At 53.4% G+C, this 12,625-nt stretch carries 11 protein-coding genes; 3 read left to right on the forward strand and 8 right to left on the reverse strand.

Going from position 1 to position 12,625, the window contains the following annotated elements; genetic code table 11:
• Positions 1–120: 120 nt before the first annotated feature.
• From EH207_RS11825 to yfbV, 3 genes are all read right to left on the reverse strand, one after another.
• Positions 121–777 carry a sugar phosphatase gene (locus EH207_RS11825; protein ID WP_137714169.1) on the reverse strand — a complete coding sequence of 219 codons (657 nt, stop codon included), beginning with the start codon at positions 775–777 and terminating at the stop codon, positions 121–123.
• Between the two features lie 21 nt (positions 778–798).
• Entirely contained in the window at positions 799–1,293 is a 495-nt protein-coding gene (locus tag EH207_RS11830) for a YfbU family protein (protein ID WP_137714170.1), read from the reverse strand.
• A 158-nt stretch (positions 1,294–1,451) separates the two neighbouring features.
• Positions 1,452–1,907 carry a terminus macrodomain insulation protein YfbV gene (gene yfbV / locus EH207_RS11835; protein WP_137714171.1) on the reverse strand — a complete coding sequence of 152 codons (456 nt, stop codon included), beginning with the start codon at positions 1,905–1,907 and terminating at the stop codon, positions 1,452–1,454.
• Between the two features lie 439 nt (positions 1,908–2,346).
• Between yfbV and ackA the strand changes: the two genes are divergently transcribed.
• The 3 genes from ackA (at position 2,347) to EH207_RS11850 (ending at position 7,217) form a co-directional block, all read left to right on the forward strand.
• Complete coding sequence (ackA, locus tag EH207_RS11840; RefSeq protein ID WP_137714172.1) at positions 2,347–3,549, forward strand: acetate kinase; 1,203 nt, start codon at positions 2,347–2,349, stop codon at positions 3,547–3,549.
• Positions 3,550–3,624: 75 nt separating this feature from the next.
• On the forward strand, positions 3,625–5,763 hold the full coding sequence (gene pta, locus EH207_RS11845) for a phosphate acetyltransferase (RefSeq protein ID WP_137714173.1): 2,139 nt from the start codon (positions 3,625–3,627) through the stop codon (positions 5,761–5,763).
• A gap of 125 nt (positions 5,764–5,888) precedes the next feature.
• Positions 5,889–7,217, forward strand: coding sequence for an IS4 family transposase (locus EH207_RS11850; protein ID WP_137714174.1), 1,329 nt, complete (start codon positions 5,889–5,891; stop codon positions 7,215–7,217).
• A 146-nt stretch (positions 7,218–7,363) separates the two neighbouring features.
• Here the strand turns inward: EH207_RS11850 and yfcD are convergent, their stop codons facing one another.
• The 5 genes from yfcD to eat all read right to left on the reverse strand — a co-directional run bounded on the left by yfcD (position 7,364) and on the right by eat (position 12,386).
• The gene (yfcD, locus tag EH207_RS11855; protein WP_137714175.1) at positions 7,364–7,978 is read right to left on the reverse strand and encodes an NUDIX hydrolase YfcD; all 615 of its coding nucleotides are present in this window, start codon (positions 7,976–7,978) and stop codon (positions 7,364–7,366) included.
• A gap of 76 nt (positions 7,979–8,054) precedes the next feature.
• Entirely contained in the window at positions 8,055–8,606 is a 552-nt protein-coding gene (yfcE, locus tag EH207_RS11860; RefSeq protein WP_137714176.1) for a phosphodiesterase, read from the reverse strand.
• Positions 8,607–8,742: 136 nt separating this feature from the next.
• The gene (gene eutC / locus EH207_RS11865) at positions 8,743–9,534 is read right to left on the reverse strand and encodes an ethanolamine ammonia-lyase subunit EutC (protein ID WP_137714177.1); all 792 of its coding nucleotides are present in this window, start codon (positions 9,532–9,534) and stop codon (positions 8,743–8,745) included.
• Entirely contained in the window at positions 9,531–10,922 is a 1,392-nt protein-coding gene (locus tag EH207_RS11870; protein ID WP_137714178.1) for an ethanolamine ammonia-lyase subunit EutB, read from the reverse strand. The genes eutC and EH207_RS11870 overlap by 4 nt, the downstream gene beginning before the upstream one ends.
• Before the next feature lie 78 nt (positions 10,923–11,000).
• Positions 11,001–12,386 carry an ethanolamine permease gene (eat, locus tag EH207_RS11875; protein ID WP_137714179.1) on the reverse strand — a complete coding sequence of 462 codons (1,386 nt, stop codon included), beginning with the start codon at positions 12,384–12,386 and terminating at the stop codon, positions 11,001–11,003.
• Positions 12,387–12,625 lie beyond the last annotated feature (239 nt).

A 12,625-nucleotide genomic window follows, 5' to 3' on the forward strand; every position in this document is an offset into this window, starting at 1 on the left:
GAATGCCTAAAAATACAGGAACATGTTTATGGTCGACAGCGATAGTTTGCCATAAAAAAACCTCGCAGATACGAGGTTTGATCATAGTTAGTCGCGCTTTTATCAGTCAATTACTGAAACTCATTGACCATAAATGACGGTGACGCCATTACCGGATTTCTCAATCCGAATCTGATCCAGCGAATCTAAAACCAGGTCGACCTGATCCCGTTTCGGCATATCGGACGCCGCGTTGACCGCAATAACCTGACACCCTGCCGCTAACCCGGACAATACGCCCGCCGGCGCATCTTCGACCACCACACAATCAGCCGGTTTCAGTCCCAGTTGCTGCGCGCCGAGCAAGTAAGCGTCAGGATGTGGTTTACCCTGAACAACCTGTTCTGCGGTAATAAAGGCTTGCGGCGCGGACAATCCAGCGGCCCGATGACGCGCGCTGGCAATGGGAACCGTGCCCGACGTGACAATGGCCCAGGGGATATTCAACTCATCCAGCCGCGCTAACAGGGCTTTCGCTCCCGGCATAGCGACAACGCCCCGCGTATCCGCCGCTTCGATTTCCTCCAGCGCATAAAACTCTTGCTGGATCGTCTCCTCGCTTTGTCCCTGGAGGAAATGACGCAGGGAAGTGATCGCCTGCTTACCGTGAATAAAATTCAGAACGTCCTGTGGATCGATATCGTGTACTTTTGCCCAGTTAATCCAGGCGCGTTCAACGGCGGGTAATGACGCAACCAGCGTACCATCAAGGTCAAAGAGAAAACCTTTACACTCCACAGAGAGCCCCTTTGAAATTTATCAGGCGTTGATAATTTGTGCGATTTCAACCGCACTCAAATGATACTGGCGTGGACAAGACTGCCAGGTCGCCAGCATGCGGTCGTATTTGTCCCACATTTTAGTCTGCGCATTAAAACCATGCGTACCAGAGTCAAAATGCGGATAGCGCCCTTCCACATGCACCATAAAACGGACAAAGCCCAGATAGCGTGCTTCCGTCGCCGCATCAAACCCCAGAAAGGCCAGGCGGCGTTGGTCCAAATCCTGTTTATGTTTCAGGTTGTCCCATGACACCTGTAAAGCGTGGTGCATTTCCATAATATTGATAATTGTGCGGCATACTTCTTCGCTCAGTTCACCAAACTCACGATCCAATTCGCGCATCTGCAAACCATAGCCCCGCTCAATAATGGTTTGCAGCCGGCCATAACGTTCAGCGTTTTCCGGATCAAGCATGGTCATCATTTTATATTGATTCGAAAGGATCAATCTCTGGGCGTTTGTCATTTCCATCGTGCTCTCCTGAACCTCATCCCGGCATGTCGCTGATTACGATGCTATTGAAGCTGAGTTGCATACTAAATTTCGTCATCGCAGTCACGGAAAGTTTTTTGATTTAAACAGCAGGAAAGCGAAAAATCATCTACCTTGTGCGCCCAGTCTGATACAGATCACAGATCGTCCAAAAACGTTTTATCGAGCTGACTAAACGCACGCTTTAGCACATCGGCCAACGACTGGTAGGTCGGGGCTTCTTCCAGCGGAGCCAGCGCCAAACCAGACTCAAGCAGCTTATGACGGATATCATGAAACCAGTTCAATAGCGTAAGCGGCAGCGGTGTCACAGAACGGCGTCCCAGCCACCACAGCCCCTGCATCGGTAAGCTACAGGCAAACAACGCGGTGGCGATGGCGGGGCCTAACTGTCCCCCGAGCGCTATTTGCCAGGTCAGGCTAAACACCGCCAGCGGCGGCATAAAACGAACGGCAAATCGAGTGGCGCGCGCCACTCGATTTTCAGGAAAAACTGGAGCTAGACGTTTATCGGCAGGCCACGTTTTCATGTAGTGCTGCCCACGTTGGAGTAACTGTAGCCAACTGATTCTACCGCTCGGCTTCGTTGCCATAGTCACACCTCAACTTTAAAAATAAGAAATAAAACTTTTGCACAAATCAACAACTCAAGTTGATAAGGCTAAAATATATTTTGTGTTTGCCTTACGCTATCGGTATTCTAGAACGGCCATTTGGGGCCGCTATACGCTATACATAAAAAAGTAGTATGACTACACGCAGGGAGTACATTCCCTCAGCACAATAAGCGCTGCCAACAGCCACAACGCGGTTATTCATCGCTTTTATAAGCTGCGGTTTCATAGCACCGACGTCCTGTTCAATATACTGTTCATTCAGTATCCCCGTTCGGGTAACATCGGCGCTTTCTCATTGTCATGTCAGGTGTATCGCACCAAGTCATGATGTTAATCATAAATGTCAACAGCGGAATGCGATAGACTAACCCATGTATGACATTTTTTTAACCATGTATAACAAGTAGGTACTTTCATGTCGAGTAAGTTAGTACTGGTTCTTAACTGTGGTAGTTCATCCCTGAAGTTTGCCATCATTGATGCTGTTAACGGGGAAGAATACCTATCCGGTTTAGCCGAATGTTTCAACCTTCCTGAAGCCCGTATCAAGTGGAAAATGGACGGCGGCAAACAAGAAGCCGAATTGGGTGCCGGCGCAGCTCACAGCGAAGCGCTGAACTTCATCGTCAGCAACATTCTGGCTCAAAAACCAGAACTGTCTGCTCAGTTGGTTGCTATCGGCCACCGTATCGTTCACGGCGGTGAGAAATTCACACAGTCCGCCATCATCAACGACGATGTGCTTCAGGGTATCAAAGATTCCATACCTTTTGCACCTCTGCATAACCCGGCTCACCTGATCGGCATAGAAGAAGCGCTGAAATCCTTCCCGAGCCTGGCTGATAAGAACGTGGCTGTCTTCGACACCGCTTTCCACCAGACCATGCCGGAAGAGTCCTATCTATACGCCCTGCCGTACAAACTGTATAAAGATCACCACATTCGTCGTTACGGCGCACATGGCACCAGCCACTACTATGTGACTCAGGAAGCGGCCAAAGTCCTGAATAAGTCGGTCGATGAACTGAACGTCATTACCTGTCATCTGGGCAACGGCGGTTCTGTTACTGCCGTCCGTAACGGCAAATGTGTTGACACCTCAATGGGTCTGACTCCGCTGGAAGGTCTGGTGATGGGTACGCGCAGCGGCGATATCGATCCGGCGATCGTTTTCCACCTGCATGACTCACTGGGCATGAGCGTGGACGCCATCAATAAGCTGCTGACCAAAGAGTCCGGTCTGTTGGGTCTGACTGAAGTCACCAGCGACTGCCGCTATGTTGAAGAGAACTATGCGACTAAAGAAGACGCCAAACGTGCAATGGATGTTTATTGCCACCGCCTGGCTAAATACGTCGGTTCTTACAGCGCCCTGATGGAAGGACGTCTGGATGCGGTTATCTTCACCGGCGGAATTGGTGAAAACGCGGCGATGGTACGTGATCTGACGCTGAAAAAACTGGGCCTACTGGGTTTTGACGTCGACCACGAACGCAACCTGGCCGCACGTTTCGGCAAAGGCGGCAACATCGCCAAAGACGGCACCCGTCCGGCGCTAGTCATTCCGACCAATGAAGAATTGGTTATCGCCCAAGACGCCCTCCGTCTGACCGCGTAAAATGAACGCCAACTCCGTCAGCTCAGGCTGACGGAGTTGTTTTTGACTAACGAGCAACCGTTAAGAGGTTTAGCCGTGTCCCGTACAATCATGTTGATCCCTACCGGCACCAGCGTTGGTCTGACTAGCGTCAGCCTGGGTGTCATCCGCTCCATGGAACAAAAAGGCGTGCGCCTGAGCGTGTTCAAACCGATCGCCCAGCCCCGCGCCGGCGACAACTCGCCAGACCAGACCACCACCATCATTCGCGCCAACTCCTCCATCAATGCGGCAGAACCGTTACAGATAAGCCATGTTGAAGCGCTGCTGAGCTCCAACCAGCAGGACATCCTGATGGAAGACATTATCGCCCGCTACCATGAAAATACCAAAGATGCGGAAGTGGTGCTGGTCGAAGGTCTGGTTCCAACTCGTAAACATCAGTTCGCTAACGCGCTGAACTACGAAATCGCCAAAACCCTGAACGCGGAAATCGTCTTCGTACTGTCGCTCGGCAACGACTCGGCGGCACAGTTGAAAGAGCGTATCGAACTGGCACGTTCCAGCTTCGGCGGCAGCAAAAATAAAAGCATCACCGGCGTGATTATCAACAAATTGAATGCCCCGGTAGATGAGCAGGGGCGAACTCGTCCCGACCTGTCTGAAATTTTCGATGATTCCACCAAGGCCAGCGTTGCCAATATCGATCCGAAACAGCTGTTTGCCAACAGTCCATTGCCGATACTGGGCTGTATTCCGTGGAGCTTTGACCTGATCGCCACTCGTGCAATCGATATGGCGAAACACCTGAATGCCCGTATTATCAACAACGGGGATATTCAGACCCGCCGCGTTAAATCCGTGACGTTTTGCGCACGCAGCATTCCTCACATGCTGGAACATTTCCGTCCGGGCTCACTGCTGGTTACCTCCGCAGACCGCCCTGACGTGCTGGTTGCCGCTTGTCTGGCAGCAATGAACGGCGTGGAAATCGGTGCTCTGCTGCTGACCGGCGGCTATGAAATGGACCCTAGCGTCAGCAAACTTTGTGAACGCGCTTTCCAGACCGGCCTGCCTGTCTTTATGGTCAAAACCAACACCTGGCAAACTTCGCTCAGCCTGCAAAGTTTCAACCTTGAAGTGCCGGCCGACGATCATCAGCGCGTGGAAAAAGTTCAGGAATACGTGGCGCGCCACATTGATACCCAGTGGATCGATTCACTGAGTGCCGAATCTGAGCGTTCACGCCGCCTGTCGCCGCCAGCGTTCCGCTATCAGTTAACCGAACTGGCACGTAAGGCCGGTAAACGCATCGTTCTGCCTGAGGGTGATGAACCACGTACCGTCAAAGCCGCGTCCATCTGTGCTGAACGAGGTATCGCGCATTGCGTACTGTTGGGTAACCCGGAAGAAATCCAGCGTGTCGCCGCCGCTCAAGGCGTAGAATTGGGTAAAGGTATCGAGATCATCGATCCGGTTGCCGTTCGTGAACGCTATGTCCCACGTCTGGTCGAACTGCGTAAAAGCAAAGGTATGACCGAAGTCGTTGCGCGTGAGCAGTTGGAAGACAACGTCGTTCTGGGTACGCTGATGCTGGAACAAGGCGAAGTTGACGGTCTGGTTTCCGGTGCGGTTCACACCACAGCCAATACCATCCGTCCGCCGTTGCAGTTGATTAAAACTGCGCCGGGCAGTTCTCTGGTATCTTCCGTGTTCTTCATGCTGCTGCCTGAGCAGGTTCTGGTTTACGGCGACTGCGCCATCAATCCAGATCCCACGGCTGAACAGTTAGCTGAAATCGCGATCCAATCCGCCGATTCCGCTACCGCTTTCGGTATCGATCCGCGCGTTGCCATGATTTCCTACTCTACAGGTAACTCCGGCGCCGGTAGCGATGTGGAAAAAGTTCGTGAAGCAACCCGTATTGCTCAGGAAAAACGCCCTGACCTGATTATCGACGGCCCGTTGCAGTATGACGCGGCTATCATGGCGGACGTTGCAAAATCCAAAGCGCCGAACTCGCCGGTTGCAGGTAAAGCAACCGTGTTCATTTTCCCCGATCTGAACACTGGCAACACCACCTACAAAGCGGTACAGCGTTCAGCAGATCTGATCTCCATCGGACCGATGTTGCAAGGTATGCGCAAACCGGTTAACGACCTGTCGCGCGGCGCACTGGTGGACGATATCGTTTACACCGTTGCCCTGACTGCGATCCAGGCGACTCAGCTTTAACTGATGCCCCCTTGGTCACTAAAACGCCAGCCCTTCGGCTGTAATGCCGATCAGTTAAGGATCGGTTGACCGATCCAGTGGCTGTGTAAGAATCCGGAAATGCTCACCCGTTTCCGGATTTTTTTATGCACATTGGACAGGCTCTTGATCTGGTATCCCGTTACGATTCTCTGCGTAACCCGCTGACTTCTCTGGGTGATTATCTGAACCCGGAACTCATTTCCCGCTGTCTTGCCGAAGCCGGCACCGTCACCCTGCGCAAACGTCGTCTGCCGCTGGAAATGATGGTCTGGTGTATCGTCGGTATGGCCCTTGAACGTAAAGAACCCCTCCATCAGCTCGTTAATCGGCTGGACATCATGCTGCCGGGCCGTCGTCCCTTTGTCGCACCCAGCGCTGTGATCCAGGCCCGTCAGCGTCTGCGAAGCGAGGCCGTCCGCCGCGTGTTCACGCAAACAGCGCAGCTCTGGCATAACGCCACGCCGCATCCGCACTGGTGCGGCCTGACCCTGCTGGCCATCGATGGTGTGTTCTGGCGAACACCGGACACGCCAGAAAACGATATCGCCTTCCCCCGCCAGACGCATGGCGGGAAACCAGGACTCTACCCGCAGGTAAAAATGGTCTGTCAGATGGAGCTGACCAGCCATCTGCTGACGGCAGCTGCCTTCGGCACAATGAAAAACAGCGAAAATGAGCTCGCTGAGCAACTTATAGAGCAAACCGGAGATAACACCCTGACGTTAATGGATAAAGGCTATTACTCACTGGGGCTGTTAAATGCCTGGAGCCAGGCGGGAGAGCACCGCCACTGGATGCTTGCTCTCAGAAAGGGAGCTCAGTATGAAGAGGTCGGAAAACTGGGTAAAGGCGACCATCTGGTGAAGCTGAAAACCAGTCCACAGGCACGAAAAAAGTGGCCGGGTCTGGGAAATGAGATGACAGCTCGTTTGCTGACCGTGACGCGCAAAGGAAAAGTCGTCCATCTGCTAACGTCGATGACGGACGCCATGCGTTACCCCGGTGGAGAAATGGCAGACCTGTACAGTCATCGCTGGGAGATCGAACTGGGATACAGGGAGATAAAACAGACGATGCAGCTGAGCAGGCTGACGCTGAGAAGTAAAAAGCCGGAGCTTGTGGAGCAGGAACTGTGGGGGGTATTACTGGCGTATAATCTGGTGAGATATCAGATGATAAAAATGGCGGGACATCTGAAAGGATACTGGCCGAATCAGCTGAGCTTCTCAGAGTCATGCGGAATGGTAATGAGAATGCTGATGACCCTGCAGGGCGCTTCACCGGGGCGAATCCCGGAGTTGATGGGTGATCTTGAAAGTATGGGGCAACTGGTAAAGTTACCGACAAGAAGGGAAAGGGCCTTCCCGAGAGTGGTAAAGGAGAGGCCCTGGAAATACACCTCAGCCCCGAAAAAGGGCCAGTCAGTTGCTTAACTGACTGGCATTACAGCCCTTCGGCTGGCGTTTTTTTTAACTCATATCCCGTCGTCATAATCGTGAGTACGACTTGGGACGACATCCCCCATCAGGCCGGTGTTTGATAGCGATGAGATACACTGAAAACAAGTTAAGAGACGGATTTACTTCTCGGTTTCAGCCGATTCGCCGTCACCGGAAAATCCCTGACTTTCAAGCTCTACTTTAGTTTGCGCTTCATGGAGCAGCGGTTTGCCGTAATCCTGTTCGTTGTAGCGCGTTAACCATAGCGACAAGGCTTTAAGTGAATCAGGCGTAAACTCGTCACAGCGAGCGGTAATTTCTTCCGGCGACAACCAACTGACTTCATCAACCTCGGATTCCTGTAACGCAAATGGTCCATGCGTGACACAACTAAACAGCCCGCCCCACACCCGACAGTTTTCCGCCTCGTAATAAAACAGCCCATGCTCAGCGAACGGAACACCGGCAATACCGAGCTCTTCTTCGGCTTCACGCCGTGCGGACTCAAGCATCTGCTCGCCGCTTTGCACCACGCCGCCCGCCGTCGCATCCAACCATCCCGGATAGAAATCTTTGATTTCGGTACGGCGCTGCACCAGAATTTTGCCCATGCCATTATGCACAACAATGTAGGTCGCTCGATGACGAAGACTTTGAGCACGCATCTGCTGACGACTCGACTGAGCAATGACCTCATTGTTCTCATCGACAATATCCACCCACTCCGTGCCTGCTGACCGATTTTGTTCCGCCATCCTTTAAAACCCTTTAGTCTTAGCGCATTGCAGCGCGCATCTGTTTAAAATAATAGATTTTATTGACTGTCTTAAACTAGTGCCTAATTATCACCTGTGCAATAGGCTCGCCAGCAGACAGAGGAAGAACACGCAAGACATCATCTTCCAGCGTTCCATAGCTCGCCGGGAAACCACCTTTAGGCAGACTGACGGACCCCGGATTGAAATGGTAGATCTCTCCCCGTTGTTCGGCGACCGGAATATGAGTATGTCCATAAACCAGTACATCGCCAACATTCATTGGCGGTAAGTTTTCAGGATGATAAAGGTGACCATGCGTAAGGAAAAGGCGATTCTTCGGCAATAGCACATGTTGCCAAGGTGCGGTGATAGGGAAATTCAGCAGCATCTGATCCACTTCGCTATCACAATTTCCGCGCACCGCGATAATACGTTTGTTATAGGCGTTCAACCGGGTCGCCACTTCCGCTGGCTGGTAGTTGTCCGGCAACGGATTGCGAGGCCCGTGATTCAGAAAATCCCCTAACAGAATCAGCCAGTCTGCGCCACTTTGTTCGAACAGACGCAACACCTGTTCAGTCGCACTCAAAGAACCATGCAGGTCAGATGCAAACATCAACTTCATCGTTTTATCCCCCAACGTGTCGTCATAACCATGATGGGATCAGTTTAACAAAGTTGAGCGATCGGTCTTACTATGAATTCAACATAAATAGCGCCGTAACCGGTTCCCGATCCCAGACTTGCGGCTACGCCGAACATCAACGCGACATCAGCAACGACGGCGGCTTAATCCGTCCGTGCAGTGCCGGGTTATCACTTTCATCTTTAAGTTGAACACCCGACAAACGGCGCTGGAAAGATTGCTCCAGCAACCAGGCCAACTTAAATGCCGCCAAAGGGTAATCCAACCCTTCCGGGCGAATGTTAGAGAGACAGTTGCGCTCCGACTCAAGCCGACGGGTGTGCGGTCCCCAGGTCATATAGACACTCAGGCTATCCGGCGACGACAGGCCGGGGCGTTCGCCAATCAGGATCGCAACCGCTTTGGCCTGTATGCACTCACCGATATCATCACCCAGCGCGACACGAGACTGATGAGCCAGCACAATAGGCGCCAGAGAAAGCCCCAGCAGTTCCAGGTATGGCTGCAACGCCAATATTAATGGCACTGCCTGCCGGTGCACCGCTTTGGAAGACAAACCGTCTCCGATAACCAAAAGCAGATCAGGTTGCCGGGCTGATGAACTCATTAGCAGTGCTCGGCTCGGCTCCGACAGCCGACGGCCTAAATCGGGCCGGCACAGATACTGCTCCCGCGTTTGAGCCGCACTGTGAACCGTCAGCGTTTTCAATCCGGCGTCGTCCAGTTCATTCGCCAGCGCTTCACTGTCAAAAACCTGATGAACGGCATCCCTGGCCTGCGCATGGGCCATGCCGAATTTCAACAGTTCGCGGGTCGGCAGACTCGCTCCGGTACGCCCCAGGGCAATACGCGCAGCCGTAAATTCGCGCAGCGTCTCCCAGGGATTGTCGTGGATCGCCTCGCTCATACACGTCCCTCCAGATAAGGCTGATGTTGCAATAGCGGGTGCTGGCTGCCGGTATCACGCAAGCGTCCCTGGGCGTCAATGATGCGCATTTTCTCCAGCCATTCGCCAAACTCAGGCGCATGTTTCAGCCCCAGTAGTTCGCGAACATAAAGCGCATCGTGGAAAGAGGTGCTCTGATAGTTCAACATGATGTCATCCGCGCCCGGAACCCCCATCAGGAATGTCAACCCGGCATTGGCGAGCAGCGTCAGCAACGTATCCATGTCATCCTGATCGGCCTCTGCGTGGTTGGTATAGCACACATCGCACCCGAGCGGGACGCCCATCAGCTTGCCGCAAAAATGGTCCTCCAGACCGGCGCGGATAATTTGTTTACCGTCATACAGGTATTCAGGGCCGATAAAGCCCACCACCGTATTCACCAAAAACGGGGAGAAACGGCGGGCAACCGCGTAGGCGCGCGCTTCACACGTTTGCTGATCCACTCCGTGATTCGCATTGGCCGACAGGCAACTGCCCTGCCCGGTTTCAAAATACATCACGTTGTGCCCCAGCGTGCCGCGTTTCAGGCTTAACGCCGCCTGATACGCCTCTTCCAGCGTCGCCAGATTAAAACCGAAACTACAGTTGGTCGCTTCCGTACCGGCGATTGATTGAAAAACCAGATCAACCGGCGCACCGCGCTCCATCAGTTGCAGCGTATTAGTGACGTGTGTCAGCACACAGGATTGGGTCGGAATTTCAAAGCGGCCAATCACATCGGCCAGCATGTAATTGAGTTTTTCCAACAGCGGCAGGCTGTCGCTGGCAGGATTGATTCCCACCATCGCATCACCGCTTCCGTACAACAACCCGTCAAGCATGCTGGCGGCGATACCCTTTAAATCGTCCGTCGGATGATTAGGCTGTAGCCGCACACTGATATGGCCCGGTAACCCCAGGGTATTGCGAAACCGGGTAACCACCTGGCATTTCTTCGCGACCAAAATCAAATCCTGATTGCGCATCAGTTTACTGACGGCGGCCGCCATTTCCGGCGTAATGCCTTTAGCAACCTGGGAGAGCAGCGCGCTGTCCGTGCGTTCGCTTAACAACCAGTCGCGGAAATCCCCCACGGTCAGGTGAGAAACTGGGGCGAACGCCGCTTCATCGTGTGAATCGACAATCAGCCGAGTGACCTCATCCTGTTCGTAAGGAATAAGCGCCTGCTGCAAGAACGTCTTCAGCGGCAAATCCGCCAGCGCCATGCGTGCCGCCATGCGTTCCTCGGCGCTTTGCGCCGCCACGCCCGCCAGAAAATCACCGGAACGGGCAGGCGATGCTTTCGCCATCAGCTCACGCAGATCGTGAAAACGATAGCTGTGGAGACTCAGCGTTGTCTGATACATCCATTCGCCTCCATCGTTATGCGGCAGCGGCCCGCGATCAGATAGCGAGCCGTCATTTTCGCTATGGGAAACCGTTTGTTACTTGGAAACCGTTAACTCCGGGTCAAACGCCGCCGTCTCACGCGAAGTGCCGGTCAGACGGAACCAGCCGTAGCCCAGCAACATCATGACCGCAAAAATCATCGCCAGCAGCGGGTTGTAGTACACCATAGCGGCCAGACAGATCACCGCCATTACCAGCGCAAACGCCGGGGCAAACGGATACCACGGCGCACGGAACGGACGCGCCAGATTCGGCTCGCTGCGGCGCAGTTTGAAAAGCGACGCCATTGACGTGATATACATAACAATCGCGCCAAATACCGACATCGTCACAATGTTGGCGGTTAACGGTTGACCACCGAGGGTCACCAGCGAATCAGAGAATATCGCGGCAATGCCGACAACGCCTCCCGCCAGAATAGCGCGATGCGGCGTGCGGAAACGAGTATGCACGCGAGCCAGTGGCTTAGGCAGATAACCGGCGCGGGCCAGCGCAAAGATCTGGCGCGAGTAGCCCATGATAATGCCGTGGAATGACGCCACCAGACCAAACAACCCAAGCCAAACCAGCATATGCAACCAACCGCTGTTACTGCCGACAATCTGCTTCATCGCCTGAGGTAACGGGTCGTTGATGTTAGACAACTGTCGCCAGTCGCCGACGCCGCCTGCGAACAACATTACGCCAATCGCCAGCATCGTTAAGGTCAGAATACCGCAGATGAAAGCGCGCGGAATGGTACGGCGGGGATCTTTGGCTTCCTCGGCCGCCATCGCCGCCCCTTCAATCGCCAGAAAGAACCAGATGGCAAAGGGGATAGCGGCAAAGATACCGGATATCGCAACCGTGCTGAATAAGTCGGAACCCGCCCATCCGCCGCTGGCGAAATTGCTCCATTCAAAGCCTGGCGCAACCACGCCCATAAACACCAGCAACTCGAATATGGCCAGCAGCGTGACCAATAGCTCAAATGTTGCGGCGATACCCACGCCAAGAATATTGAGTCCCATAAATATCAGGTAAGCGCTGACCGCCACCCATTTGGGATCCAATGACGGGAACTGCACATTCAGATAGGCGCCGATAGCCATCGAAATGGCAGGCGGTGCAAACACAAATTCAATCAGCGTGGCAAATCCGGCGATAAAGCCCCCTGCCGGGCCGAACGCACGATAGGCGTAGGCGAACGGGCCGCCGGCGTGTGGAATGGAAGTGCTCAGTTCAGTGAAGCTGAAAATAAACGCGCAATACATCGCGGCAATCGCCAGCGCAGTAATCAGAAAGCCTAATGTGCCGGCCTGCGCCCAACCATAACTCCAGCCAAAATACTCGCCCGAAATCACCAGACCTACGGCAATGCCCCACAAGTGGAAACTGCCCAGTGTCCGTTTCAACCCCGGTTCTGCTTGTTTGTTTTCCATCTTGCCATCCCCTGATACCAACCTAATCTCAAGGTGTGGTGCAAAGAGTGTACCAGATGGAAAGAAACCACAAACGCAGGCGCTTTCCAAATCCGTTTCTCATTGCACTGCGCCGTTTTGAGACACACTGCCCCGTAATGCAGCAGCTTATGCGTGCTTTAAGAGCAATGTTCCCGAAACCGTAAACAGTGTGATGAATTGATCTATTGCTGATATTTCAGATGCTAAAATGGAAGGGT

Source organism: Brenneria rubrifaciens (assembly GCF_005484945.1).
Lineage (GTDB): Bacteria > Pseudomonadota > Gammaproteobacteria > Enterobacterales > Enterobacteriaceae > Brenneria > Brenneria rubrifaciens.